General features: G+C 58.8%; 24 protein-coding genes. 11 read left to right on the top strand and 13 right to left on the bottom strand.

From position 1 onward, the window contains the following. Positions 1-217: 217 nt before the first annotated feature. Together P2T68_RS15330 and P2T68_RS15335 are read right to left on the bottom strand one after the other, a co-directional pair. Positions 218-628 carry a hypothetical protein gene (locus P2T68_RS15330; RefSeq protein WP_168233526.1) on the bottom strand — a complete coding sequence of 137 codons (411 nt, stop codon included), beginning with the start codon at positions 626-628 and terminating at the stop codon, positions 218-220. Continuing rightward, positions 625-5,187, bottom strand: coding sequence for an RHS repeat-associated core domain-containing protein (locus P2T68_RS15335; protein ID WP_277379537.1), 4,563 nt, complete (start codon positions 5,185-5,187; stop codon positions 625-627). Before P2T68_RS15335 ends, P2T68_RS15330 begins: the two co-directional genes overlap by 4 nt. Before the next feature lie 252 nt (positions 5,188-5,439). On the opposite strand from P2T68_RS15335, the gene P2T68_RS15340 reads away from it, so the two are divergent. The 3 genes from P2T68_RS15340 (at position 5,440) to P2T68_RS15350 (ending at position 8,863) form a co-directional block, all read left to right on the top strand. Continuing rightward, a complete protein-coding gene (locus P2T68_RS15340; protein ID WP_277379538.1) occupies positions 5,440-7,932 on the top strand; it encodes a TonB-dependent siderophore receptor in 2,493 nt (830 codons plus the stop codon). A gap of 129 nt (positions 7,933-8,061) precedes the next feature. Further along, positions 8,062-8,391, top strand: coding sequence for a hypothetical protein (locus P2T68_RS15345; protein ID WP_024076003.1), 330 nt, complete (start codon positions 8,062-8,064; stop codon positions 8,389-8,391). A gap of 211 nt (positions 8,392-8,602) precedes the next feature. After that, complete coding sequence (locus tag P2T68_RS15350) at positions 8,603-8,863, top strand: hypothetical protein (RefSeq protein ID WP_024076002.1); 261 nt, start codon at positions 8,603-8,605, stop codon at positions 8,861-8,863. Between the two features lie 278 nt (positions 8,864-9,141). Here the strand turns inward: P2T68_RS15350 and P2T68_RS15355 are convergent, their stop codons facing one another. Together P2T68_RS15355 and P2T68_RS15360 are read right to left on the bottom strand one after the other, a co-directional pair. Then, on the bottom strand, positions 9,142-10,086 hold the full coding sequence (locus tag P2T68_RS15355) for a sensor domain-containing diguanylate cyclase (protein WP_277379539.1): 945 nt from the start codon (positions 10,084-10,086) through the stop codon (positions 9,142-9,144). A gap of 210 nt (positions 10,087-10,296) precedes the next feature. Then, positions 10,297-10,437, bottom strand: coding sequence for a hypothetical protein (locus P2T68_RS15360; protein WP_024076000.1), 141 nt, complete (start codon positions 10,435-10,437; stop codon positions 10,297-10,299). A gap of 223 nt (positions 10,438-10,660) precedes the next feature. Between P2T68_RS15360 and P2T68_RS15365 the strand changes: the two genes are divergently transcribed. Genes P2T68_RS15365 through P2T68_RS15380 form a run of 4 tightly spaced genes read left to right on the top strand, consistent with a single transcriptional unit; the run spans position 10,661 to position 12,502 of the window. Further along, positions 10,661-10,972, top strand: a complete 312-nt coding sequence (locus P2T68_RS15365; RefSeq protein WP_277379540.1) for a YXWGXW repeat-containing protein — start codon at positions 10,661-10,663, stop codon at positions 10,970-10,972. Between the two features lie 32 nt (positions 10,973-11,004). Continuing rightward, complete coding sequence (locus P2T68_RS15370) at positions 11,005-11,583, top strand: RNA polymerase sigma factor (RefSeq protein WP_277379541.1); 579 nt, start codon at positions 11,005-11,007, stop codon at positions 11,581-11,583. Continuing rightward, complete coding sequence (locus P2T68_RS15375) at positions 11,580-12,011, top strand: hypothetical protein (protein WP_024075997.1); 432 nt, start codon at positions 11,580-11,582, stop codon at positions 12,009-12,011. Before P2T68_RS15370 ends, P2T68_RS15375 begins: the two co-directional genes overlap by 4 nt. Then, the gene (locus tag P2T68_RS15380; protein ID WP_024075996.1) at positions 12,008-12,502 is read left to right on the top strand and encodes a periplasmic heavy metal sensor; all 495 of its coding nucleotides are present in this window, start codon (positions 12,008-12,010) and stop codon (positions 12,500-12,502) included. Before P2T68_RS15375 ends, P2T68_RS15380 begins: the two co-directional genes overlap by 4 nt. Positions 12,503-12,525: 23 nt before the next feature. Here the strand turns inward: P2T68_RS15380 and P2T68_RS15385 are convergent, their stop codons facing one another. After that, complete coding sequence (locus P2T68_RS15385) at positions 12,526-13,059, bottom strand: hypothetical protein (RefSeq protein ID WP_024075995.1); 534 nt, start codon at positions 13,057-13,059, stop codon at positions 12,526-12,528. A gap of 135 nt (positions 13,060-13,194) precedes the next feature. Beyond that, on the bottom strand, positions 13,195-13,557 hold the full coding sequence (locus P2T68_RS15390; RefSeq protein ID WP_041161240.1) for an NUDIX domain-containing protein: 363 nt from the start codon (positions 13,555-13,557) through the stop codon (positions 13,195-13,197). A gap of 127 nt (positions 13,558-13,684) precedes the next feature. On the opposite strand from P2T68_RS15390, the gene P2T68_RS15395 reads away from it, so the two are divergent. Both P2T68_RS15395 and P2T68_RS15400 read left to right on the top strand, forming a co-directional pair. Beyond that, positions 13,685-14,665 carry a Gfo/Idh/MocA family oxidoreductase gene (locus P2T68_RS15395; protein ID WP_024075993.1) on the top strand — a complete coding sequence of 327 codons (981 nt, stop codon included), beginning with the start codon at positions 13,685-13,687 and terminating at the stop codon, positions 14,663-14,665. An 89-nt stretch (positions 14,666-14,754) separates the two neighbouring features. Continuing rightward, the gene (locus tag P2T68_RS15400) at positions 14,755-15,396 is read left to right on the top strand and encodes a ribonuclease T2 (RefSeq protein WP_024075992.1); all 642 of its coding nucleotides are present in this window, start codon (positions 14,755-14,757) and stop codon (positions 15,394-15,396) included. On the opposite strand, the gene P2T68_RS15405 is transcribed toward P2T68_RS15400, so the two are convergent. Next, positions 15,397-16,257: a helix-turn-helix transcriptional regulator gene (locus P2T68_RS15405; protein ID WP_102625531.1), complete on the bottom strand. Its 861-nt coding sequence runs from the start codon at positions 16,255-16,257 to the stop codon at positions 15,397-15,399. Between the two features lie 109 nt (positions 16,258-16,366). On the opposite strand from P2T68_RS15405, the gene P2T68_RS15410 reads away from it, so the two are divergent. Beyond that, positions 16,367-16,777, top strand: a complete 411-nt coding sequence (locus tag P2T68_RS15410) for a hypothetical protein (protein ID WP_024075990.1) — start codon at positions 16,367-16,369, stop codon at positions 16,775-16,777. 167 nt (positions 16,778-16,944) lie between these two features. Continuing rightward, positions 16,945-17,853 carry a glutaminase B gene (gene glsB / locus P2T68_RS15415; protein ID WP_024075989.1) on the top strand — a complete coding sequence of 303 codons (909 nt, stop codon included), beginning with the start codon at positions 16,945-16,947 and terminating at the stop codon, positions 17,851-17,853. A 130-nt stretch (positions 17,854-17,983) separates the two neighbouring features. On the opposite strand, the gene P2T68_RS15420 is transcribed toward glsB, so the two are convergent. The 6 genes from P2T68_RS15420 to P2T68_RS15445 form a co-directional block, all read right to left on the bottom strand. Beyond that, on the bottom strand, positions 17,984-19,501 hold the full coding sequence (locus P2T68_RS15420; RefSeq protein ID WP_024075988.1) for a DUF2599 domain-containing protein: 1,518 nt from the start codon (positions 19,499-19,501) through the stop codon (positions 17,984-17,986). Positions 19,502-20,289: 788 nt separating this feature from the next. Continuing rightward, positions 20,290-21,057: a methanethiol S-methyltransferase gene (gene mddA / locus P2T68_RS15425; RefSeq protein ID WP_277379542.1), complete on the bottom strand. Its 768-nt coding sequence runs from the start codon at positions 21,055-21,057 to the stop codon at positions 20,290-20,292. Positions 21,058-21,189: 132 nt separating this feature from the next. Further along, positions 21,190-22,458, bottom strand: coding sequence for an FAD-binding oxidoreductase (locus P2T68_RS15430; protein WP_168233417.1), 1,269 nt, complete (start codon positions 22,456-22,458; stop codon positions 21,190-21,192). Beyond that, positions 22,455-23,207, bottom strand: coding sequence for an amino acid ABC transporter ATP-binding protein (locus P2T68_RS15435; protein ID WP_024075985.1), 753 nt, complete (start codon positions 23,205-23,207; stop codon positions 22,455-22,457). Before P2T68_RS15435 ends, P2T68_RS15430 begins: the two co-directional genes overlap by 4 nt. After that, positions 23,204-23,872 carry an amino acid ABC transporter permease gene (locus P2T68_RS15440; protein ID WP_277379543.1) on the bottom strand — a complete coding sequence of 223 codons (669 nt, stop codon included), beginning with the start codon at positions 23,870-23,872 and terminating at the stop codon, positions 23,204-23,206. Before P2T68_RS15440 ends, P2T68_RS15435 begins: the two co-directional genes overlap by 4 nt. Further along, entirely contained in the window at positions 23,869-24,651 is a 783-nt protein-coding gene (locus tag P2T68_RS15445; protein WP_150295143.1) for an ABC transporter substrate-binding protein, read from the bottom strand. The genes P2T68_RS15440 and P2T68_RS15445 overlap by 4 nt, the downstream gene beginning before the upstream one ends. Between the last annotated feature and the right edge of the window lie 52 nt (positions 24,652-24,703).

The following is a 24,703-nucleotide window of genomic DNA, read 5'->3' on the forward strand; positions in this document are numbered from 1 at the left end:
TCGACGTTCATGGGGATTGGGACGGATTTATTTGATCGAAAAAAGTGGGTCGGATCTTTAGCCTGTAAATGGTTTTTCCTCCTTTCTGCTCTACGACCCGTACTTGTTTGTGAATGATTGTTAGATTTGGCGGTTTTTTCGGCGGTACCGTTATTTGTTGCCTTCTAGATTGATTTTTGTCTCTACTAAGTGTGTTGTTGATTTGTGGTTCTTCGGTTCATAGTGTCGAAAAATAAATGTCTCCCTCAAAAGATATACATGCTATCCAGTCCAATCTTTCTTGGACTATGTATGTGTGCTGGGGGATCGTCGAAAATATCTTTAGCGCTGGGGAAAGGTCTTTGATGTCAATTAAATAAGCGTTGTCGGTGGAATCGCCTAAAATGATGACGTCGCCTTCAGTGATGAGCTTGATTTTTTCTGAAAGTGCATCCATTGACATCTGTGATGTTGATGCACCGAGATAGATGGCGTCTTTCAACAAGTTCCAAGCAATATTGATCACGGAAAATGGAATATTATCATTTATTTTTTTTGCAATTGAGTCATGTTTTGAGTCGCTTAAAATGATGATTTTTTTATTGATTTTCTTAAAGTCTTCAATGATTTCTTCGTCAAGATAACTCATTTTTTTGCGAACCTTTCCGTTATTTGGAGTACTGTTTTTTCTTTTGCTTCAAACGTAAAGTGTGGACCATTTTTTCTGTGGGTCCATACATTTATATGTGCGCCATTCTTTGCGTCGTGTTCGACGCGATAGCCAGTTTTGTTGTCGGAAGTTTGCATTCCTACGGGTTCCCCTTTTCTTTTTCCGAATTTTCCTAGTTTTGGCTTTTCTGCTCGGAAGTCATTTTCTAATAGCCATGCAAGAGCTTTGTTCAAAGCTTGTTCATAAGTGGATGAGTGAATTGCACCTCCTGCGTCAGGCGGGGCATCCTCGTGTATTTTTTTTGACTTATTTCGTTGGTCCGGACAATCACCGCGTGCGCAGGAAAGTCCTATGGGATCTACCCATCCCGTAGGATTGGGCACGTACTGGTACCCGTTGATCCCACCCGCCAACTTCACCGGATCCGGTGTCAGGTAACGACCAACGTCCGGATTGTAGTAGCGATGACGGTTGTAGTGCAGTCCGCTTTCCTGATCGAAGTACTGGCCCTGGAAACGCAGTGGGTTGTCGACTGTTCCGATGTCGAGCCGGGTGATTTCGCCGTAGGCGCGGTAGCGGGCGGACCAGACGATTTCGCCCTCGGGGTTGGTGAGTTCCTGGGGTGTGCCGAGGTGGTCGAGTTGGTAGTGGTAGGGCTTCGTTTCTTTTGGACCGAAGCCTTCCAGCAGGACGAGCGGGCGAAAGCTGTCCGGTTCGTAGAGGTAGCTGCGATGCTTTTCGGCGTGGTGTTCGGCAACCAGTTTGTCGCCTTGCCAGAAAAACTCCGTCGTTATGCCGTCTACGGTTTTGCTGATGCGTCGCCCAAACGGGTCATAGCGATAGCTGGCGGTTTGACCATTGGGTTGGGTGAGGCCTATCAGCCGGTGCTGGCAGTCGTAGCGGTATTCGGTAATCAGCGCGTGCCCACGGCCACGTCGTTCGCGGATCAGGTTGCCGAAGGCGTCGTAGTCGTAATGGCGGTCACCCTGGATCATCAGGCGGTTGCCGGCGACGATGTCGGGGCCGGGGCGGTCTTGCATGAGCAGGTTGCCGGCCGGGTCGTGGGCGAAGCGTTCGTGCGGGGCTTGCGAGTGGTCGGCGCGGGTGAGGCGGGCGAGGGGGTCGTAGTGGTAGTGGTGTTCGCCTTTGCGGCTGTCGACTAAACGGGTGAGGTTGCCGGTTTTGTCGTAGTCGTAGTGGCGTTGGTAGAGGGGGATGTCCTGTTGTACGACGGTGTGGGCGTGCAGGCGGTGTTGTTCGTCGTAGTGGTAGTGGCTGAGGAGTTGGCCTTGTTGGCGTTGTTGTTCTTGGCCGGCCTTGAATAGATGAGAGGTCAGCAGTGCGCCATTTAACTCGACGGTGGCGAGGTGGCCGCCTTTGGCATGACTAAAAACCAGTCGGTTGTTGTCGGGCAGGCGCAGGTTTTGAAGCTGACCGCAGGCGTCGTAGCCATAGCGCAAGGTGCCCCAGCCTTGGTGTTCGGCGGTGAGACGGTTTTGTGGGTCGTATTCGTAGGCTAACGCCCAGTGGCCGTCGTCGACGCTAAGGAGGTTGCCTTGGCGGTCGTAGGTATATTCAACAAGGTTACCGTCGGGCAGGGTTTTTCGTACAAGGCGTCCGGCGTGGTCTCGCTCATAACGAGTAACGAGCTGACTGCCATCGTCGCCGTGTTCGGTCTTTTCCTGCAGGTTGCCGTTGAGGTCGTAGGCATAAGCCGTACGCTGCCCATCAAACCCGACTTCCTGCTGGATCAGCCCGTTGGGGTGGTAGTCGAGCCGGTAGGTCTCGCCAACCTCGTTTTCGATCTCGGTCAGCAGTAACCGGGCGTTGTCGTAGCGGTAGTGGACCTGGGTGCCATCGGCATTGATACGGCGGCTGATCAGGTGCAAGCCGTCGGCGTATTCGTAGCGGGTGACGCGCCCGAGTTCATCGCGTTCGGCGGTGATTTTTCCGTAGGGGTTGTAGCTGTATTCCCGACACGCCCCACCGGGCAGCACCACGCGAACCAACCGACCCACGCTGTCCCACTGATACTGGGTCAGCGCGCCATGCTCATCCTCGCGGGCAATCTGTCGACCCAAGTCGTCATAGCGATAGCGCCGCACAGCGCCATTGGGCAGCGTCTGCTCCAGCAGTTGCCCGCGCTCATTCCACACCAGTCGCTGACAGCTGTGATCGGGGTACCAAACCCCAACCAGTTGTCCGTATTGGTCGTAGCTGTAGTCGGTGACATGGCCGTCGGGATCGGTCTTACGCGTAATGTCGCCTTGGTCATTGCGCTCGTACTTCCACAGCGCCTGACCCCGGCGCACCACGCGTACGAAGCCATTGTCATGCTCGTAGGACGTCGGCTCATCATCCCCCGGAAACAGCGCGACCAAGCGTCCGGCTTCGTCGTACTGATACGCCGTCACCGCCCCCAGCGGATCTTGCTCGACCGTCAGCCGACCTTTGTCATCGTAGGATTTGAAGTGCTGCGCACCGTCCGGATCAATCCGCTGCACCAAGCGCGCACGCTGATCGTGGACATACACTTCCTGACTGCCATCGGCGTTGTGCACCGTGACGCGACCGTCGTCACTCCACACATAGCGCGTGTCCATCTGCGAAAAACTGGCCCAATGCCGGACACATCGCGCCGCCTTGCCAGACAGTTCCCACGCCCAGAAGAAACTCGCCCCACCGGCCAAGCCACGCTCAAGAATCACGTGCTGCTCGTCGTACCGATACACCTCGCTTTCGCCGACGGCATTGGTCGCCGAGACCAGCCGTCCATCGTCGTCATAGGCGTAGGCAACAACGTGCTGCTCCGTCACCCAGACGTAGGGTTCATGCCCCTTGGCGCGCTGAATCTGGTAGTCCACCGCCACAATGCGGCCCCGTTCATAGCGCAAAAACAGCGACCGGCCCGCGCCGCTATCCAGGCGTTCGATGCGCCCCAATACGTCGCGGAAAATTCGCAGGCGGTTGTCATACGCATCACTGATCGAGACCAATACACCGTCGCGAAAGTGATAAAACCGCGCCGCCTGGGCCAGCACCAGTTCATCCGGCGAAGCGCCTAGATAGATCGCCGCTTCAGCCAGGCTGTTGGTGATCGCGGGGCGAGCGGCGGTGGGCAGTGGAAACTCAGTCGTGCGGTTTTCATGGTCAATCCAGACGACTGAATCGCCCACCACAGAAAGCCTGTGCGCCAGCGAATGACTCCAGCCAAACCCCAACCCGCAATCCACTTCCACCGCACTGGTGCGGTACAACCGGGTCCACTCGAACGGCAAGATCCCGTCCAGCGTGCCATCGGTGAGGGTGAGCAGCTCCTCGCCGGTAACCATCGACACCGGGCAGCCGTTGGTTACGGTTTTATCCGAAGACGCGGCAGCATCCCCCGCAGGGTTTTTCCCCGAAAGAGGCGCATCATCCACGTGCTCTTTTTGCTTCAGCACCGTGTTCTGCCGCGCCCGCCAGCGCATCTGCAGCGTGCCTTGCTTGAGCCCGCCGACCACGCCGCGAACCGCCACCGCTTTGTAGCGATCCACCGCCTGCATGAACTTCGTCAGAATCGCCAGCACGCCCTGAACAAAACCCACCGCCGCCTTAACCATCTGCGCGCCATACCTGGCCAGCCGCAGGCTCAAATACGCCACAGCCGCCGCCGGCAATGCGATGGTCAGCACCGCACCCATCACCAGGTCGATCAGCAGCGACACCACAAACCCAGCCGCCACTTGCGCAATCTCACTGGGCGGCAATGCGTCCAACCAGATCATCGCCGTGCGCACCAGCAGGAACAGCGCCGCTTCATCACTGGCGAGCAACATCGCCTGTTCCATGACCTTGGGGGCGCTGGCGGCCAAATCCGCCAGCTTGGCCGCTCCAGCCCCCAGTTGTTCGACGTATTTCAGAGGATCTTCAAGAATTGCCTGCACCAACTGGATGCTGTCCCACACCTCGCGAATCGCCGCCCAACTGCCAGCCAATATTCCGCTGCCAATCGCGCTGGCCGTCGACTGTTGCCAATGCGGCTTGAACCCTTCCCACTGCGACCGCAGCCATTGCTCCAGGTCTGCGGTCAACCCGGCGTAGGACACAAACAACGCGTCCACCTGTTGCGCCGACACGCCGCCTTGCACCCGTACCTGGTAGCGCGCGCCCGCGACGCATGGGTGCGAGCCTTTACCCTGTTCATCGAGCATGACCACGCTCGAACTGCCGTCATCCAGGCCGATCACCTCAACCGGGATATCGCCGATCGGCACGTCATACACCGACTCGAACTTGCTTTCGATCTGCAACATACCGCCCGCCGGGCAGCGGGCCACGGTGGAGAAGTCGGTATCGGAAAGGCTCACGGAACGTTGCGAATTCCCCGCGCGCAACACCCGATCCATCCCCAGCAACGACGGTAAATCAGCGGCGTGGCTCACCGAATCCAGCGCGCGCGAATACCAGGCCCCCAGTTGCTGGCGATACGTCACCAGGCTCTGATGGAAGCTATCCAGCTCATGTTCGATATGGGCAATGTGGGAAGCGTTGGTCATCCGTGACGTCTCGGCAGAAGGCAAGGCGTCGGAGTCTGCCGCAGCGAAAAGCGGCTGGATGAACGGTTTTGAAAATCAGAAAGGGCTCACCACAGTCAGGAAAAAGACGCGAAAGACCTACCCAAAGGGCTACACAAAAAAGCGATCCAACCGATTGCAGTACACCACTCAAATAAAAACTGCTCTCATCCTTGCCCGATTTTCCTGCGTGCCCGTCATGGTTAATAGAACCTCCATTACGCAGGATTTCCCATGTCGCGCCTTGCTCGTCCCTTGCACCCACTGGCCCTGTCCGTGGCGATTGCCTTTGCCGCCGTGCCGCTGCTGATCGTGCCGTCCGCCTTCGCTGAAGAAAGCCGCAGCGCCTTTCGCCGTTTCCAGATTCCGGCCGGCGAATTGAGCCAGGCACTCAATAGCCTGGCCGAACAGGCGGGCCTGGTGCTGGCTTTCGATGCAAGCCTGGCCCGTGGCAAACGCAGCAATGGCTTGAGCGGGCAATACGACACTGAGGTAGCGCTGAATCATGTGCTCGCCGGTAGCGGCTTGCAGGCGCTGAAGATCTCCGCCGACCGCTACCGTCTGGAAGCTATCCCGGATAACGGCGGGGCCATGGAGTTACAGGCCACGACCATCAGCGCGGCCGACCGGGCCGACAGTCCGACCGGGCCGGTGGCCGGCTACGTGGCCACGCGCAGCCTGTCAGGAACCAAGACCGACACCGCAGTGATTGAAACCCCGCAGTCGATTTCTATCGTCACTAAAGACCAGATGCGCGCGCAGAACGCCGAGAGCCTTAACCAGATCCTGCGCTACAGCGCCGCTGTCGTTCCGGAAACCCGTGGCGCCACGGCCTCGCGATTGGACCAACTGACCATCCGTGGTTTCGCCCCATCCACCTACCTCGATGGCCTGCGCGTGCCTTCCAGCCGTGACGCCTTGCCGCAAAAGGATGCTTTCGACCTGGAGCGCGTCGAAGTACTGCGCGGCCCGGCTTCGGTGCTGTATGGCCAGGGCACGCCGAGCGGGGTGATCAACATGGTCACCAAGCGCCCACTGGATACGCCGTTTCATGAAGTGGGCGTCGAATACGGCACCTTCAACAAGAAGCGCACCACCTTCGATCTCAGTGGCCCGATTGACGATCAGGGTGTGTATGCCTACCGTGTGGCGGGATTGTTCGACGAGGCCGACGGCCAGGTCGAACACACCGAGACCCGCCGCCAGTCGCTGTCCAGTGCATTCACCTGGCGCCCCGACGAGGCCACCTCGCTGACCTTGCTCGGGCATTTCCAGAAGGACCCCCAAGGCGCATCCTACGGCTCGGTGCCGGCCTGGGGCTCGGTGCTGCACAGTCCGACCGGGCGCAAGATCGACGTGGACTTCTACGACGGCGAAAAGAATTTCGAGAAGAGTGACCGTGAGTATTACTCCCTTGGCTACGCGTTCGAACATCATGTCGACGATGTCTGGACCGTGCGCCAGAACGCGCGTTACCTGCGTGCCGAAGGTGTCTATCGGAGCCTCTACAACAGCTACCTCAGGGCGGATTACCGCACGTCCAAGCGTTCGACCATTGCCACCGATGTCGACATGGACGCCTACAACCTCGACAACCAACTGCAAGCCAAATTCGACACCGGGCCATTGCAGCACACGTTGTTGATGGGCCTCGATTACCAGAACACCAGCACCGACACCAAGGCCGGTTACGGCTCGGGGCCGGACCTGGATATCTTCGACCCGGTCTACGGCGCGCCCGTGGCCACGCCAGCGTTCACCACCGATGCGACCTCGCGCAGCGAACAGACGGGGGTCTACCTGCAGGAGCAAATGAAGTGGGACCAATGGGTGCTGTTGCTCGGCGGTCGCTATGACTGGGCCAGCACCGACAGCACTACCAAGACCCTGAGCAGTGGCGCCAAGAGCAAATCCTCCCTGGACAGCAAGGCGTTTACCGGGCGTGTGGGCCTGGTCTATCTGTTTGAAAACGGTCTGGCGCCTTACGCCAGCTATGCCGAGTCGTTCAACCCGCAATCGGGCACCGGCTACGGTGGTTCGGTGTTCAAGCCGACCGAGGGCAAGCAGTATGAAATCGGTATCAAGTACCAACCGCCAGGCAGCAACAGCTTTATCACGGCGGCGATTTTCGACCTGCGCCAGAGCAACGTGCCTACCATCGACCCAGACCCGACCCACCTGTGTGGCAATGGCCGTTGCAACATCCAGGACGGCGAACAGCAATCCCGTGGCTTTGAACTGGAAGGCAAGGCCAGCCTCAACGACAACCTGGACATCACCGCCGCCTACGCGTACCTGGATAACCGTGCGAGCAAGTCCAACAGCACCGCGCAGTACGCGCCGGTCAGCGATGTGGGCGTAGGGCCGGCGATCCCGGTCAAAGGCACGACCACGTATGGCCTGCCGCGCCATACGGCCTCGGCCTGGGCTGACTACACCTTCCATGATGGCCAGTTGAAAGGATTCGGTGCCGGTGCTGGCGCACGCTATGTCGGATCGTCCTGGGGGGATACGGCCAACACCCTGAAAGTCCCGGGCTACACCTTGTTTGACGCGGCGGTGCACTACGACATTGCGAATATTGCCAACCCCAAGGACAACCTGCGCCTGGCGCTGAACGCCACCAACCTGGCGAATAAAGAATACGTGGCGTCCTGCTTGTCCTACTCCTGGTGCTGGTATGGCTCGCAACGCACCGTGCAGGCGAGCGCCACTTATCGGTGGTGAACCCATGCAGTCCCTGTAGTGCGATAGAACTCACTCCTACCGTGTGCAATAAGGCAATTTAGTGGCCCCTTTGTAACAAAATTCTCGCCAGAATCGCTTTTATTTTCAGGTGGTTAGGTGAGGGAACAAATGCGCACTGTTGGAATCATGCTGTTCGCCTGCTCCCTGGCCGGCGGCGCGGCTACCGTGCAGGCACGGGAGTTGCGCGAGGGGGACAAGTACATGTGCAGTTGGGGCGCAGGTACTGCCGCCAGGGCCCAGGAACTGAAGTTGTCAGGGGTTTCGCTGTATGCCGCGCGACAAAAGATCCAGACCATCAAGTTCAATAAATCGTGGATGCGCATGATGGCCATGGGCATCACCGAGCAGACCTATGACAGCCGCTCTCGGCTCAAGCCCGAGGCGATTCGCCAGACGTTCTATCAGGACTGCCTGCGCTACAAAGTGGCGCGTAAATAAACGACTGGCCAGCAGCGCCTGTGCTCTTGATCTGCCCCTGCGGGGCAGGCGCTTTACAAATCCACCACAATCCCATGTTTCATTTTGCATACAATTGCGTCCTGCATGGAGGAGGCAAGTATGCAAACGCTTTATGCCATTGGCACCTTGGTGGTGGCCAACGAGATGGGTGACGACGTCCGCTACGAAAAGAGCAGGGCGCTATAACCTCATGAACCCGCCAGCGGCTGAATCGTCCAACAGCTTGCGTTATTTCGCGTTCGGGGTGCTGTGTGTCGCAGGGGCACTGGGGATCTATTTCGTGCAGTTCAATGCCGAGGTCGACCGCCAACGCGAAGCGGCGGCCGAGCGCATTGCCTTGTGCCGGCAAGTGGAGCGTGTGGCCAGTGCGGCATCGTCTAACAGTGTCGAACTTCGCGAAACCTGCAAACGGTTGAACGGGCAATCCTCTAAAAGTGTCACGCCGCTTTAATTAATAACCATTGTTTATAAAGGGATATATGGGGTGGAAGTAATCGCGATACTTGCACCAAAAAGTGGCATTCATATACCCCTCTACCTTAAAAAATATGTGGTTATTGAATGACTTACGACGCTTTTAATCCGACGAAAGGATTAAAATAATCTTGTTACAGCTTTTTACACTGGGTATTATTGCCGGGCGTTCACCTCCCACGGTTTATGCATTTTTAAATCCCAAGTTTCCATCAGCTACTTGGGATTTTTTTTGCCCGCGATTTGACCTCGGTATCACACTTCTATTTCGGCAAACTCTGCACGCATCCGTCCATTGTGCTTGGCCTGGTACAGCAATTTGTCGACGCTTTCGACAAACCCCAGCATCGCACTGTTCGGCGTCACGATATGCGTGCCGACCCCCAGGCTCAGGCTCAGCAGGTTTGATACCGGTGAAAACCCATGTTCGATCTGTTGCTGGCAAATCAGATGCAGGCAACGTTGCGCCACTTGCCTGGCCGATGCGGCGTCGGTTTCCGGCAATAACCAAACGAATTCCTCGCCGCCGATGCGCGCGATGAAGTCCCGCGGTCGGTTGGCCGCCAATGACAGCGTGCGTGCCACCTGGCGCAGGCATTCATCACCCTTGATATGGCCGTAGTGGTCGTTGTACTGCTTGAAAAAATCGATATCCAGGATGATTAACGACAGCGGCAACTGGCTACGCTGGGCGCTGGCCCATTCGCGTTCCAGCACGGTATCGAACATGCGGCGGTTGGCGATACTGGTGAGGCCGTCCTGGAAGGAGTATTCCTCCAGCTGTTTTTGCAGGCGAGTGAGGTGCTCTTCGGTCTTTTTGCGCTCGCTGATATCGAACATGAAGCCGATCAGCGCTTCGACCTCGCCATCCTTGCGTACCACATGCACCACGTCGCGAATCCACACATAGTCGCCGTTGACCGTCAGCGCGCGGTAATCGGCCTCGTGGTCCACCCCGGCACGGGATTGCGAGACACAGAAATTCACAACGTATTCGCGGTCATCCGGGTGCATGCGCTCCACCCAGTCATCCACGCTGACCCAGCTTTTCGGCGCCCAACCCAGCAGCGCTTCGATCTGCGGGCCGATATAACTGAAGGTCATGGTCTGCCAGTCGATGCGCCAGGGGATGGCCTTGGTCGATTCGAGCAGCGTCTTGTACACATCGCTGTCGGGCAGGCTTGGGAGTTCGGTGCTCATGATTGGGCGGCTCGCGATGATGGCTAAACGCCAACAGCGTCATTTGATCATGGGCTGGAGTCAAGCGCTGGGTGCAGCAGCAGACGGGAGGTCGAGTGATGGGCATTCTGGCGTCAGCCGTGGCGCATTTACGCGGTGAAAAGCGGCATGGTCGATACGTTTGCATCCCCCCGCGCTCCAGGCCGGACGCGGAGGGGTTAGCGCGCGGGATCAGCCGTTGACGGTGTCGGTCGGTGTCGCGGCGGCGCCGTAATAGCGCCAGCAGCAATGCCGATGCTCCGGCACGATCACACAGCCGCTGAGGCTGACGATCAACAAGGCGGCGACCAGCATGGATAGGCGACGAGACATGGTATTTCCTCATGGGTGTGTTGTGCGTACTGGTTAAACGCCGTCACCCGTGTAAATCCGTCGCGAAGCTTTCAAACATTTCATCAAGCCTTGCCATCCCCTGCGCAATACTGCGTTTGACCACTGCCTGAAAAAAAACGCCGCGGCCTGCGACGGATTTTCCGGCACACGCCGTTCAACCCATCAGCAGCGTGTATTCCTGCACGCCAATGAAGGAGTTGCCATGAGACCCCTGGCCCATTTGCGTTATGCCGTGCTGATCCCGCTGGCCTTCGCCGCGTTCGTCAGTACCCCGACCTTTGCCCAGACCGACATCATCATCCAGCAGGCGCCACCCCCGCAGCGCGTGGAAATGATTCCCGCCGAGCGCCCCGGTTATGCCTGGGACCCTGGCCACTGGCGCTGGGAAGGACGCGGTTACGCCTGGGTGCCGGGTCACTGGCAGCCGGTGATGCGCCATGCCCGCTGGGAGCCTGGGCACTGGGAAGCCCATGGCCCGAACTGTTATTGGCGTGAAGGGCACTGGATTCGCTGAAACCTCTTAGCCCCGGACCGAGACTTGCCCGATTGAAAGACACTGATCCGGACGTTGAGCTGCTGGCTCGTATCGGCAATAACGAACCTGCGGCCGTCAACGAAATGGTGACCCGCAAGCTACCCCGGTTGCTTGCGCTCGCCGGTCGAATACTGGGCGATGCCGACGAGGCCAAGGACGTGGCCCAGGAAAGTTTCCTGCGCATCTGGCGCCAGGCTGCCAATTGGCGCAGTGGTGAGGCGCGTTTCGATACTTGGCTGCACCGGGTGGTGCTCAACTTGTGCCGTGACCGCCTGCGCCGGCGCAAGGAGCGCCCGTTGAGCGACGAAGAGGCGCTGGAGGTGGCAGACAGCTCGCCATCGCCTGAAGAGCAATTGGAAACCCAGGACCGCAATGCACGCATGGCCGCCGCGTTGACGGCCTTGCCCGAGCGCCAGCGCGAAGCCATCGTGTTGCAGTACTACCAGGAGCTGTCGAATATCGACGCCGCGGCCCTGATGAATATCAGCGTCGAGGCACTGGAGAGCCTGCTGTCGAGGGCCCGACGCCAGTTGCGCAGCCAACTTGCCGACACACCCGGGCTTGCCCGCCCAGGAAGGGGAACACCATGACACCCGAACGCTTTGCTTATCTGGCCGACGCCTACGGGGCGGACCTGCGTCGCTGGCCCGATGCTGAACAGGCACCGGCCCAGGCATTGCTCCGCAGCGGCAATGTGCATGCGCGCGAAACCTTGCAGCAGGCGCGTTGGCTCGACAGCCAGCTGGACAGCTATCAGCCGCTCGTCGCCGACGCGGCGTTGGTCAGGCAGATTCGCCGATCCGCAGTGGGCGGTGAGTCTTTCTGGTCGCGTTACGCCGGTTGGCTATCGCCGGCCGGCCTTGTGGGCGTAGGGATCGCAGGCGTCGTCACGGGAATGCTGGTGGCGTCCATGAGCGTGCCGCTGCCCATGCGGTCATCCGACGTGCTGCCCAGCGTCTTCGACCAGGGCGACGCGGAAGTCGTCTTCACCGTCAATGCCGAGGAAGCCGAGCAATGACAAGCAGATCCCTCAAGCCGTGGTTGCTCGTTTCGGTGTTGCTCAACGTGTTTCTTATCGGCGGCGTCGGTGGCGGCCTCTACCATTGGATGGCCAACACGCCGACCGCCGCAGCGGTGGTCAATCAGCACGGCTTGCGCCAGGCGATGTTGAAGCTGCCGGTGGAGCGACGCAGGGAGCTGCGCCAGTTGTTGCGCCACAATCGCGACGACAGCCAGCCGCTGATCATGGCGGGGCGTGAAGCGCGATTGGGTGTGATCAAGCAATTGGAAGCGCCAAGCCTGGACCGTGAGGCATTGGTGGCAGAGCTGGCCAAGGCACGGGAGGCCGATATGGCCCTTCGGGCACTGGTGGACAGCACCCTGGCGCAGTTCGCCGGTAACCTGCCCCAGGATGAGCGGCAGAAGCTGGTCGAGGCGTTGTACATGCGCGGGCAGGCAAAAAACAAATCGATGCCCCTGGAGTCGGTAGGGAGTAAGCCTCGATCCTGAGCTGTTTCATCCTGACAGACCTGCTACGGGCGCGGGTCTGTCATTGACGCAAACGATGTGGCCAGCGTCCGGTAAATCAGACGGTCATTGCTGTCTGCGTCGCCATCGCCATCGGCGTCGATGAGGTCCTTGACTTTTCGATACTTACCGTAGCGGTCGGGGTCTGTTACCGTCACGATAAAGTCAGCTGCAGAGATGATGTTGTTGCCGTCTTTGAAATGCAGGATCTCGATATCCGTTGTTGAGCCAGGTTTGAATCTTATCAATATGCGACTAAAGCGCTTCTTATCACCGATGTCGCTCAAGGTGACCAAGTCGGTTACCAGCTTGGCGGCCAGCTCATAGTAGGACGCGTCATTTTTGTCACCTTTACCGTTACCATCCACATCTTCCGGCTTGCTGATAACGTAATACTTCCCGTCATTGTTGAGTGAAGACACACGTACGGTGAAGTCTGGCTTATCAAGTTCGTTATTTTCATCGCTGAGGCGAGATATCAGGACTTCGGGTATGTCATCGTCCCCGAACACTTCTTTGAATTCGTAGAGTAGCTTCATGGCATTGCATCCTTCCTGTGGCAGCGAAACCTGCGTCTACGACCGTAAGCCGATGACGTCGATCGGTCTACTGTCAACATTGACAGGTGATTGCCCGTTCAGTGTTGGCGACCGCGAAGGATGCTGAGTGCGGCGCTACAGGCGCCGCAGGAAGGATTTGACGATGTGCCGGGTGGCGTCGGTGGTGTCCAGTTCGTCCACAGCGCCGTAGGCATGCCACTGGCAGTCGACGATCTCGTTGCAGGGCCGTGCATCGGCGATATTCACCACTGAGGCTTCGAACACATGGTGCAGCGTGTCGCGGGCCTTCAGTTCCTGCAGGTACAGCAGGCCGTCCACGTTCAACCCGGTTTCTTCTTCCAGCTCCCGCTCGGCCGCGCCGACGGGGCGTTCATGCTGTTCGACCTTGCCACCTGGCAGTGCCCATTTCGACCTGGCCTTGCGTACGAAGAGGATATGCCCTTCGTGTTCGCAAATGACGGTTGCGCGTATTTTCATCATCTGTGCTCCCACGGCGCAATGTCTGTCACAAAAGTGTAATGCAATTGTCATGCTAGGTGGTTGTAGCGCGTCGGGTTAGGTACGTGGATACTGCCTGATTGATGAAAACGGACGAGGAAAACTGATGACGACCGTACGTTGGGGCATGATCGGCTGTGGCAGTGTCACTGAGTTAAAGAGTGGACCGGCTTTCTACAAAGCGCCAGGCTCAGCCCTGGTAGCGGTGATGGGGCGCCGCGAAGCGGTTGTGCGCGATTATGCAGCACGTCATGGCATTGCGCGCTTCTACACCGACGCCCAAGCGCTGATCAACGACCCCGAAGTGGACGCGGTGTACATCGCCACGCCGCCCGACAGCCACCTGGAGTACAGCCTGATGGTCGCGGCGGCGGGCAAGCATTGCTGCGTCGAAAAACCCATGGCCCTCAACGCCGAGCAGAGCGCGTTGATGCAGCGCACTTTCGAACGTGCTGGCTTGCACCTGTTCGTTTCCTACTACCGCCGCTCGTTGCCGCGTTTCCAGCAAGTGCGTGACTGGTTGCGGTCCGGGCGTATCGGCGAGTTGCGCCAGGTCAACTGGAGCCTCTGCAAGCCGCCAGCCGCCGAAGACGCCAGCGCCGCCAATTGGCGCACCGACCCGGCCATTGCCGGCGGTGGTTATTTTGTCGACCTGGCCAGCCACGGGTTCGATCTGTTCCAGTTCCTGGCCGGGGACATTGTCGAGGTCAGCGGGTTTACCGCGCGGCAGGCCGGGGAGTACACGGCTGAAGATGCGGTGACCGCCTGCTGGACGTTTGGCTCGGGGGCGTTGGGGATGGGCTGCTGGAACTTCGTCGCGGACCGTCGTGAAGACCGCGTCGAGCTGATCGGCAGTCGCGGCCGCATAACGTTTGCGGTGTTCGAAGACCAGCCGCTGCACCTTGAGAGCGACGTGGACGAGGTGCTGGAAGTGCCGTGCCACGAGCACATCCAGTGGCATCACGTGCTGGCGATGAACGCACACATTCGTGGCGAAGCCGAGCATCCGTCGCTGGCGATCGAGGCGTTGAAGACCGACCGCATCCTGGACAAAGTGTTGAAGCGTAATCCCTACCATCCTGAGTAGTTTTCCCCAAGGCCGCGTGGCTTCGGCGCCTATCGCCGGGGACACCCGCGGGCCGACAATGGTCGCCTCTTTTTTCAAGGAACAGACGGATGAACTACAAGGCAGCCTGGATGGCTATGGGGTGGGTGCTGGCATGTATGGTGGCGCAAGCGGCACCGCGTGAGCAGCGGCCAGCCGGGGATTTTGATTTTTATGTGTTGTCGCTGTCGTGGTCGCCGACCTTCTGCCTGACGCACCCGGACAACGAGCAATGTTCGGGCAAGGGCTATGGGTTTGTGCTGCATGGGCTATGGCCGCAGTACGCAAAGGGCGGGTGGCCGGCATCGTGTGATCCACAATCGCGATTGTCGGCGCAAGACCTGGCCAAAGGCGCGTTGATATTCCCGACACGGGCATTGCTCAAACACGAATGGACCAAGCACGGTACCTGCAGCGGCCTCGACGCTTCGCGCTATCTGGAGGCGACCGATGCGGCCTTGGGCGCGGTACAGATTCCGCAACAGCTGCAGCCGTTCGATGCCCCGGCCTACCTGCAGGCGCGCGACATCGAAAACCTGTTTCGCCAGAGCAATCCCGCCATGGGCGACCACAGCGTGGCGGTGATCTGCAAGGGCAAGGTGTTATCGGAAGTGCGGGTGTGCCTGAGCAAGGAACTGCGGTTTGCCGGCTGCCCCCGGAGTGTGAAGACCCAGTGCCGCGACGGCGATATTCGGATTCCACTGCAGCGCTGATCAACTGCCTGGGTGCAATGCAATGGCGGCAGGTGCCAACGCGGCGTTGGCACTCGAGGCTCCGGCACGGTCGGCCAGGTAACGCGCTGGCGGCTGGCCCATTGCCTTGCGGAACATGGTGATAAACCCGCTGGCGTTTTCATAGCCCAGGTCCAGGGCGACCCGCTGCACGCTTTCACCCTTGGCCAGGCGTTGCAGGGACAGGATCACATGCAACTGCCGGCGCCAGCGGCCGAAACTCAGGCCAAACTCCTCCAGCAGCAGGCGCGTCATGCTGCGTTCGCTCATGCCGATGCGTACCGCCCACTGGGCGAGGGTGGCCTTGTCCGCGGGATTGGCCAGCAGGCTGTCAGCCAGGCGGCGCAGCCTTGGGTCCTGGGGCATCGGCAGGTGCAGGTGTTCGATCGGGGCCATGGCCAGTTCGTCCAGCAGCGTGTTGATCAAGCGCCCCTGGGCCCCGTCCACTTCATATAACGGCGGGAAGCTCACCGCTTTGCTGATCAGCTCATGCAGCAGCCCGGACACTGCCAGGGTGCACGCCTGCGGGGGCAGGGCGTTGGCGGCGTGCGGGTCGACCAGCAGGCAATACACCTCCGCCGCCCCGGAGCCACGGGCCGCGTGGGGCATGCCACCGGGAATCCACAGCGCGCATTGCGGCGGCACGATCCAGATACCGGCCTCGATTTCACAATGAATCGCCCCGCGCAGGGTGTACATCAACTGGCCCTTGCGGTGGGTGTGTGGAGCGTGCTCCCAATTCTGTGATGCGCTGCTGGCGCTCACTGCCACCACGGCACGTGGGATCAGGTCGGCATCCTTGGCGCGCGAGGGGTCATGCAGGTCGAGACGATGGCGCTTCATGGCAGTGCCGCGGCTTGGCTGAGTTGCGAAACATTCTGGCTATTCTGTGCAATGTCGTCCAGCGGTTCGGCGCCTATAGTGAGATCCACTCTCATTCAGGAGCTTTGCCATGCGACTCGACAGTTCAACCTTCCCTGTGGTGAAAATCGTCTTTGACGCGCCCAACGAAGGCGGGCCGGACGATACCTTTGTGATCTTCGAAAGCCTGTTGGCGCGTCAGCAACCCTTCCTGCTACTGCATGAAAAAGCCGTGGATGAGAACAATCACGAACACTCCCACGAGGAGCGCAAACAAGCCTCGATCTGGATGAAGAAAAACAAACCGGCCCTGCGCGCGTTCGTCAAAGGCATGATCCAGGTGGAACCGAGCGCGGCCAAACGCCTGGCGCTCAAACCGTTCACCATCACGTTCAGCAAGGCGTGGGGCTATCCGCTGCTGGTGGTAGGGTCCCGGGAGCAGGCGTGGGCACTGGCGCGGGACGTGCTCGATGAGCGGGTTTGCGATGTGGCGCAATTTTGAAATGTGCACCGGGCGGGGGGGCGTCAGTCACTGTAGACAGTCCGCCCCGGCTGATTTCCTTCACCTTTGCCGAACCGGAGAGGGAGATTGTGTGGGGCTTGCTAGCACATTGAAGTATCCTCCGCGCCCCGCTATCACTGATTCAACGAACGATGACCTCACACGCTATGCAGGCGATGCTATCGGCGATCCTCGACGAAGTGCGCCCACTGATCGGCCTCGGCAAAGTCGCCGACTATATCCCCGCATTGGCCGATGTACCGGCCAACCAACTCGGTATTGCGGTGTACGGCAACGACGGCTCAGCCTACTGCGCCGGCGATGCCGACACCCTGTTCTCGGTGCAAAGCATCTCCAAGGTATTCAGCCTGGTGCAGGCCATCGACCACGGTGGCGAAACCATCTGGGAACGCCTGGGCCACGAGCCTTCGGGGCAACCGTTCAACTCCATGGTGCAACTGGAATTCGAACGCGGGCGACCCCGTAACCCCTTCATCAATGCCGGCGCGCTGGTGATCTGCGACATCAACCAATCACGCTTTGCCGTGCCGATTTTGTCGATGCGTGACTTTGTTCGGCGTCTGTCGGGCAACCCGCAGATCCTGGTCAACAGCGTCGTTGCCGAATCCGAAGCCCAGCACGGCGCACGCAACGCGGCCATGGCTTACTTGATGAAGTCGTTCGGCAACTTCCATAACGATGTGGACGCGGTGCTGCACAGTTACTTCAACTACTGCGCGTTGCAGATGAGCTGCCTGGATCTGGCCCGGGCATTCAGCTTCCTGGCTAACGCGGGGGTGAGCGCCCACAGCGGCGAGCAGATCTTGACCGCGCGCCAGACCAAGCAGGTGAACTCGATCATGGCCACCAGTGGGCTGTATGACGAGGCGGGCAACTTTGCCTACCGCGTGGGCTTGCCGGGCAAGAGCGGGGTCGGCGGCGGGATTGTCGCGGTGGTGCCGGGGCAGTTCACCGTGTGCGTATGGTCGCCGGAGTTGAACGCAGCGGGGAATTCGCTGGCGGGGATGAAGGCGTTGGAGTTGTTGAGCGAGCGGATTGGGTGGTCGGTGTTTTGAGATTAACGCGACCCTGTGCACGGTTAAATGAATGACTCAACAGGCTCTAAGCTCATGGAACCCGCAGATAACACTGCTAGGTCCATGAGCTTGATCCAGGTGAGTGGCTTTCACGTTAATCAATCGGGTTTCAGATGGGATTGCATTTTTCGGCGACAGCGGTCTCGTGAGACACATTCGGCCGGAAGGGTTCCAAGTTCCACTCCGCTTTGTTTTTTGCGATGGCGAGGTGACAGACAAATTGTCGACGCATGCCGCCGCCGTCGTTATTTTTCCATTGTGGGTCGTTGGCATATTTCTGAACGAGTTCTTGATAAGCCGCGTCGGTTTTATCTGGGCCAATGAGCCTGCCGCAAGCGGTAGGGATTACCGAAAGAGTCCATTGTTCTTTGTTGGTGCCAGGGTCATAACGTAACAACCAGGAAGCGGAAGCAATATAGGACGTGCAGGTCGAGGTGTTCAGTGAAAAGTTACGATCGTCGGCCCAATTTGACGTTTGACCGTTGAGGGTCTGCCTGGCAGTGATCGGATCATAACTGGCCATCGTTGCAGCAGGGATTCTCCAGGTGCCATCTGAGCCAGCAGTCGTCTTACCAAGCAAGTACGCACCCTCTTTTGGATATACCTCAATTTCGGCATACGGTGCGCTCTTACCGGAAATAGTGAAGGGGGAGGAAACCGTGGCGCCTTCCGCCGGTTCCACAATCGTAGGACGGGTAAGGGCAGTGGTGGGCGCCCCCGGGCCAGTGACGGCCTGGTTCGAGGAACTGAAACCAAACACTACCTCCTCTTGTGCCGAGGTGGGGAGTTTTAGACTGAGTATTGGAACAATAATACCGGTGTCTGTATAGAACTCTTGTTGATTGGCTTGGGCGTCAGCTAGGCTCGCGGCGGTTGTGAAAAAAAAGGCTTGAATCGGTAAAGTACTGCCGCTTTTGGGTGGCCAGGCGGTAACTTGCAGATCATTCCAATCGGGGGCAAAACCCAGCAGGTTCTTCGCCTTGATCGACTCCATGAACGGGATACTGCCTCCCGGTACTGTTTTTCTCACATCGAATCCACACTGAGATAGATAGGGGTCAGAGAATGAAGCGCTGTCATTCCAGTGTTGTAACCATTGTTGGGCGGTCGTGATTCCTTGTAGGGCGCATAAACGACTGGCTTGAAAGTATTTCCCATTCTCCAGGGTGATGCTGCCGCAAGGAACATCGCGATACCAGTCCCAGGAGTCTTTCGGGAATGAACAAAGAACATCAACCGGGATCTTGCCGGGCGGTGCCAGAAGATTGGGATAGATTATATAGCCATTCGCATCGGGCAGATTCCAGGCAAAGTTTGAGAATTTGGCGTCTGCTCTTAAAAAAGAAAATGAAATTGAGTGTCTGGCGATTGATGTTGGGCTAGGGTCCCAGACTCTATAAGCATTGGATTTTTTGGTCACCCTTAACAAGAGGCCATTGCACAAAAAAGCCGGGCGGTTAACGGTTCCGCAGTCGACGGCAGTATCGTGGTATTGATTTTGAATGGCGATCAATGTGTTTTGGCCGTCGGTAATGGAGTCAATAGGCGAACCTGAACTCCATTGCGCATTGGCATGGCTGAATAGAAAGGAGAGGCTTAAGAGTATTAGATGCCTTATGCGTTTCATGATGTGCCTCTTTTTATACCTATAAAATGGGCGGCGAGCCGATGCATTTTTGTCTTTGCATGTAAAGGCTAATCAGTGCGAGGAAAATATGTACCTGTTACTTTTCACAGGTTTTTATATTTTTTAGCTATGGCTGGAGGGGGTCTTATTATCTTGAGATTTTTAGGTGCTGCGAGCTTTAATGAGAGGGGTGGGATGTCTGTTTAGTTAGTTGTTGGCAGTTGTAATGGCGGGCTCGATATTTTTCATGGGCGAGTGCCAGGTGTTTATTAGGCGCGCAACACTTTTGGTCTAAATATCGAGAGTTGATGGGGCTTCAAAAGTGAGAGGTTGCACAGGGGCTGGAAAGCTTCTTTCAATAAACTTTTAAACGTGGGGCTATATGCATGCAGTTCGCGCATTAAACCCTTATCGGAAAAATCCTAGAAGAGCAAACCCAGAATGCGAATGCTACGCTGCCGTCGCAGCCCAGGATTTTTCCCTTTTCTCAGATGGATGTCTGTATGGCCTATGAACGCCATATCGCCCGTGTCGGTCGATCAGTGTGCCAGGCAGCTCCGGGGCTGTGTGTTGGGGCTGCTGCGCAGCCCAACGCGGGGCAAGCCCTAATGCCGTTCAGTTAAAGCTTTTTTGTAGGAGCGAGCTTGCTCGCGAAGAACTCACAGGCGCCGCGTTCACTCAGGAAACACGCGTTATCGTTGACGTTTTTCGCGAGCAAGCTCGCTCCTACAGAAGGCGATGTACGCATAACTGAACGGCATTAGGGCAAGCCCGCTCGCCACAAAGGGCTATTCAGGGTCTTTTTTGCGTGTCTTCGACCACGGCAAAATCATGCTCACTTCCTGCTGATACCGGCGATACCGCTCACCAAACAACCTCACCAGGTCCTTCTCTTCAAAGCTGGCGCCAATGAAGACATAAACCGTCATCCCTATCGCGAATAGCAGGTGCCCAGACGTCATGTACGGCGTTGCCCAAAAGGCGATCAGAAAACCGAGATACAGCGGGTGGCGCACGATCTTGTAAAGCAGCGGCGTCCTGAATACTGGCGCCTGCGGTGTGGGTTTGCGCCAACGGTCGATGACCTGCTTGAGCCCGAACAGTTCGAAGTGGTCGATCAAAAAGGTTGCCAGTAAAGCGATGCCCCAGCCCAGCCAGAACAGGCCAATCAACAGGGCCTTGGCCCACGTCGTTTCAACCTTCCAAACGGTGAACGTCATCGGTTGCCACAGCCAGAATATCAGCACAAGCACCAGGCTGCTGAGCAGTACATACGTGGAGCGCTCCACCGACGTGGGGATGATTGCCGCCAGCCATTGTTTGAAGCCTGTACGTGCCATGACCGTGTGCTGGACGCCGAATAGCAGGATCAGTGCGCAGTTGATCAGCGCGGCGACGGGCCACGCGACGAGGGGGCCATCGTTGATGTTCTTGGGCACTGCCACGTTGCCGACGAAGCCGATCAAATATAAGCACGTGATTAGGAACACCACGTAACAGCAGGCGCTGTACACCAATCCGATGGCACGGGCGGTGCGGTTGTTGTCGAGGTTCATGAGCGTGCCTTTCCCACAGGATGAATGGACAGCAAACCCGCAGGTCAGCCACTCCATGGCTAAGCCTAGCGGGTTTTGCGTGCACGGTAAGCTGTGAGAGTTGACAGTTCTCGGCGTTGCGGACAGCAGGATTCAGCTGATATTGAGCCGATCCAACAAGCTGTACCAAGCCACCCCCGCACCAATGTAAAACCGCTGCAGCCCATGCATCGGCAAGCGCTGCAACGGCGTCACCGGGTAGGCAAACTCCGCCTTGCTGTCACATAACCGTCCCGCCAATTGCTGGCCCAGGCTGGTACACAGCGCAATCCCCCTCCCGTTACAGCCCAGCGCCAACGTCAGTCCCGGCGCAGGCTCGTGTACGTGGGGCATGAAATCCCGGGTGATCGCGATTCGCCCGGCCCAGCGATACTCGAATTCCAACGGCCCCAACTGCGGAAACAGCAACGCCAATGATCGTTCCAGATGCGCGAAATCCGTAGGAGAGGAGGGATCGTTGAACAGCCCGCGCCCGCCCATCAGTAAGCGGCCGTGACTGTCTTTACGAAAGTACAACAGCAAACGCTGCGCCGTGGACACGGTTTCCTGCCCCGGCAGGATACTCTCGGCCGCGGGCCCGCTCAGCGGCTTGGTGGCGACGATAAAACTGTTCGCTGCCAGGATGCTCTGCGCCATGCCCGGCCACAGGTTGCCACTGTAGCCATTGGTCGCCAGCACCACTTGGTCGGCGCTCACTTGCGCACCACCAGCGGTTTGCAAGTGCCAGCCAGCACCCTGGCGCTGCAATGCCGTCACTGCGCTGTGACCATGAATGCGCACACCCGCCGCCGACGCCGCGCCCACCAGCCCACGGGCATACGCCAACGGCTGAAGCGCCCCGGCGCGACCGTCCAGCCAGCCACCGGCAAACGCCTCGCTGCCCATGCGCGCAGCCACTGCCGCCGCGTTCAGGCGCTGCACGGGGACACCCCGGCGGGCCCACTGATCCGCCCGTGCGTGCAGCCCGGCGACGCCTTTTTTGCTGTATGACACCTGCATCCAGCCTTTGCGTACCGGTGCACAATCAATCCCGTGCTTTTCGATCAGGTTGAACACCAGGTCCGCCGAGTTCGAGACGGTCGAGATCAATGGTTCGGCGCGCTCCGGCCCGAGCATCCGCACCAGTTGTTCCGGGTCGTATTTGAGCGTCGGGTTGACCTGCCCACCGTTGCGCCCGGACGCCCCCCAGCCCGGTTCGTTAGCTTCCAGTACACACACGCTGACCCCGCGCTCGGCCAGATGCAGCGCCGTCGACAGCCCGGTATAGCCAGCACCGACAATCGCCACATCCACCTTCACCGATTCACTCAGCGCAGGCGTCGGCATCACCGACGGCGCCGTCGCCGACCACAATGACTTCATGACAGGCTCCGCGTATCGCCAGTGGGGTGCAGCACCCGCCGCAGGAAATCCTGGGTACGTGGATGCTGCGGATTGCCCAGCACTTGCTCGGCCGCGCCGCTTTCGACGATGTAGCCGCCATGCAGGAAGCACACGCGGTCGGCCACTTCCCGTGCAAAGCCCATTTCGTGAGTGACGACAATCATGGTCATGCCTTCATCGGCCAGGGTGCGCATCACCGCCAGCACGTCGCCCACCAGTTCCGGGTCGAGGGCCGAGGTGGGTTCGTCGAACAGCATGGCTTCGGGTTTCATCGCCAGGGCGCGGGCGATGGCCACGCGTTGTTGCTGGCCGCCGGAGAGCTGTTCCGGGTAGGCGTCGGCCTTGGCACTCAGGCCGACTTTTTCCAGCAGCACCAGGGCTTCCTCGCGGGCCTGCTTGAGCGGTTCGCCTTTGACGTACACCGGGCCTTCCATGACGTTTTCCAGCACGGTGCGATGGGGGAACAGGTTGAAGCGCTGGAACACCATGCCCATGCGGCTGCGCAGGGCGTGAACGGTTTTACTGGCGCGCTGCACGGTTTCGCCGAACACGTTGATGTGGCCGCCGTCATAGGCTTCCAGCGCATTGATGCAGCGCAGCAGGGTGGATTTGCCTGAGCCCGACGGACCGATCAGGCACACCACTTCACCCTTGGCCACGTCCAGGTCCACGCCGTGCAGCACGCGGTGGCTGCCGTAGTGTTTTTGCAGTTGGCGTATCTCGATCATGCTTTTTTCCTCCGGCCCAGGTGCTGTTCCATTCGACGCAAGCCATACACCAGCGGCAGGCTCATCAGCAGGTAGAGCAGGGCGACCAGGGTATAGACGGTCATGTTCTGGAAGGTCGACGAGGCGATCAGTTGGCCCTGGCGGGTCATCTCGGCCACGGTGATGGTCGACACCAGCGACGAGTCCTTGAGCATCATCACCAGGGTGTTGCCGTAGGGCGGCAGCGCGATGCGAAACGCCTGGGGCAGGATCACCCGGCGCATCATCAATGCTGAGCGCATGCCCAGCGCTTCGGCGGCTTCGCGCTGGCCCTGTTCCACGGCGATGATGCCGGTGCGAAAGTTCTCGGCCTGGTACGCCGAGTAGGCGATGCCCATGCCGATCACCCCGGCATAGAACGCTGTGAGGTGCACCCCCATGTCCGGCAGCACGAAGTAGATGTAGAACAGTTGCACGATGATTGGCAGGCCACGGATCACATTGATGATGGTGCTCGCGGTCCACGACAGCACGCGGATCGGTGACAACTTGAGCAACGCCAGCACCAGGCCGATCGCGCTACTGAGCAGGAACGACAGTACGGTGATCTGGATCGTTACCCAGGCGCCCTGCAGCAAAATCGGCAGGAAGCCCTGGGCGTTCTGCAGGAATTCGGCCGGGTTCATGGGCGCACCTGGGTATCAAGCCCCCACTTCTTGAGGATGCTGTCCAGAGTGCCGTCGGCCTTGATGCTGGCGATGGCGGTGTTGAGGCGCGCGAGGGTTTCGGTGTCGCCCTTGCGCACCACCAGGCACACTTCGCCGACGTTGGCGGGCGTGTAGTCAGGGGCCAGTTTTACCCCTTTGAACAGCTTCTGGCGGATCTGGTACGCGACCACGGGTTGGTCACCGACCGCTGCCTTGATACGGCCCAGGGACAGGTCGCGGACCATCTCGCCGATCGAGTCATAGGTGCGGATTTCCTTGAAGATGCCCAGCTTGTTCAGTTGGTCATAGAAGATCGTACCGGCCTGTACGCCGACCACCTGGCCTTTGAGTGGCATCAAGTCCGGGTAGGCGGCGTTGTCCTCGGCGCTGATGATCAGGCCTTCCCCGTAGGCGTACACCGGCGCGCTGAAGTCGACGACCTTGGTGCGCTCTTGGGTCTTGAGCATGCCGGCGGAGATGAAGTCGAGCTTGCCGGACGTGAGGGAGGGGATCAGCGCGGCGAAGTTGGTCTGTTCGATCTGGCTGGTAAAGCCGCCAGCCTTACCCACGGCCTCGGCCACATCGACCATCACGCCCTGGATGCTGTTGCTCTTGATATCGAGGAAGGTAAACGGCGAGCCGCTGGCCGTTGCACCGACTTTGTACGAGGACGCACCGGCGGCGTGCACAACGCCGACGCATAGGGTGGCGCACAGACCGAAGGCGAGGCGGCGAAACAAGGGCGAAAGACTGTTCATCGGGTTACTCCATAAGGAAAACGGATTGTCAGTAGCGCTAGCGGCTACGGAT

The sequence above is a fragment of the Pseudomonas sp. G11 genome, assembly GCF_029457515.1.
Lineage (GTDB): Bacteria > Pseudomonadota > Gammaproteobacteria > Pseudomonadales > Pseudomonadaceae > Aquipseudomonas > Aquipseudomonas gorinensis.

What these genes read in the sequence shown, in the direction of transcription:
- P2T68_RS15330 (WP_168233526.1), bottom strand. Translation starts at nt 628, where the DNA reads ATGAGTTATCTTGACGAAGAAATCATTGAAGACTTTAAGAAAATCAAT.
- P2T68_RS15335 (WP_277379537.1), bottom strand. Translation starts at nt 5,187, where the DNA reads ATGACCAACGCTTCCCACATTGCCCATATCGAACATGAGCTGGATAGC.
- P2T68_RS15340 (WP_277379538.1), top strand. Translation starts at nt 5,440, where the DNA reads ATGTCGCGCCTTGCTCGTCCCTTGCACCCACTGGCCCTGTCCGTGGCG.
- P2T68_RS15345 (WP_024076003.1), top strand. Translation starts at nt 8,062, where the DNA reads ATGCGCACTGTTGGAATCATGCTGTTCGCCTGCTCCCTGGCCGGCGGC.
- P2T68_RS15350 (WP_024076002.1), top strand. Translation starts at nt 8,603, where the DNA reads ATGAACCCGCCAGCGGCTGAATCGTCCAACAGCTTGCGTTATTTCGCG.
- P2T68_RS15355 (WP_277379539.1), bottom strand. Translation starts at nt 10,086, where the DNA reads ATGAGCACCGAACTCCCAAGCCTGCCCGACAGCGATGTGTACAAGACG.
- P2T68_RS15360 (WP_024076000.1), bottom strand. Translation starts at nt 10,437, where the DNA reads ATGTCTCGTCGCCTATCCATGCTGGTCGCCGCCTTGTTGATCGTCAGC.
- P2T68_RS15365 (WP_277379540.1), top strand. Translation starts at nt 10,661, where the DNA reads ATGAGACCCCTGGCCCATTTGCGTTATGCCGTGCTGATCCCGCTGGCC.
- P2T68_RS15375 (WP_024075997.1), top strand. Translation starts at nt 11,580, where the DNA reads ATGACACCCGAACGCTTTGCTTATCTGGCCGACGCCTACGGGGCGGAC.
- P2T68_RS15380 (WP_024075996.1), top strand. Translation starts at nt 12,008, where the DNA reads ATGACAAGCAGATCCCTCAAGCCGTGGTTGCTCGTTTCGGTGTTGCTC.
- P2T68_RS15385 (WP_024075995.1), bottom strand. Translation starts at nt 13,059, where the DNA reads ATGAAGCTACTCTACGAATTCAAAGAAGTGTTCGGGGACGATGACATA.
- P2T68_RS15390 (WP_041161240.1), bottom strand. Translation starts at nt 13,557, where the DNA reads ATGAAAATACGCGCAACCGTCATTTGCGAACACGAAGGGCATATCCTC.
- P2T68_RS15395 (WP_024075993.1), top strand. Translation starts at nt 13,685, where the DNA reads ATGACGACCGTACGTTGGGGCATGATCGGCTGTGGCAGTGTCACTGAG.
- P2T68_RS15400 (WP_024075992.1), top strand. Translation starts at nt 14,755, where the DNA reads ATGAACTACAAGGCAGCCTGGATGGCTATGGGGTGGGTGCTGGCATGT.
- P2T68_RS15405 (WP_102625531.1), bottom strand. Translation starts at nt 16,257, where the DNA reads ATGAAGCGCCATCGTCTCGACCTGCATGACCCCTCGCGCGCCAAGGAT.
- P2T68_RS15410 (WP_024075990.1), top strand. Translation starts at nt 16,367, where the DNA reads ATGCGACTCGACAGTTCAACCTTCCCTGTGGTGAAAATCGTCTTTGAC.
- glsB (WP_024075989.1), top strand. Translation starts at nt 16,945, where the DNA reads ATGCAGGCGATGCTATCGGCGATCCTCGACGAAGTGCGCCCACTGATC.
- P2T68_RS15420 (WP_024075988.1), bottom strand. Translation starts at nt 19,501, where the DNA reads ATGAAACGCATAAGGCATCTAATACTCTTAAGCCTCTCCTTTCTATTC.
- mddA (WP_277379542.1), bottom strand. Translation starts at nt 21,057, where the DNA reads ATGAACCTCGACAACAACCGCACCGCCCGTGCCATCGGATTGGTGTAC.
- P2T68_RS15430 (WP_168233417.1), bottom strand. Translation starts at nt 22,458, where the DNA reads ATGAAGTCATTGTGGTCGGCGACGGCGCCGTCGGTGATGCCGACGCCT.
- P2T68_RS15435 (WP_024075985.1), bottom strand. Translation starts at nt 23,207, where the DNA reads ATGATCGAGATACGCCAACTGCAAAAACACTACGGCAGCCACCGCGTG.
- P2T68_RS15440 (WP_277379543.1), bottom strand. Translation starts at nt 23,872, where the DNA reads ATGAACCCGGCCGAATTCCTGCAGAACGCCCAGGGCTTCCTGCCGATT.
- P2T68_RS15445 (WP_150295143.1), bottom strand. Translation starts at nt 24,651, where the DNA reads ATGAACAGTCTTTCGCCCTTGTTTCGCCGCCTCGCCTTCGGTCTGTGC.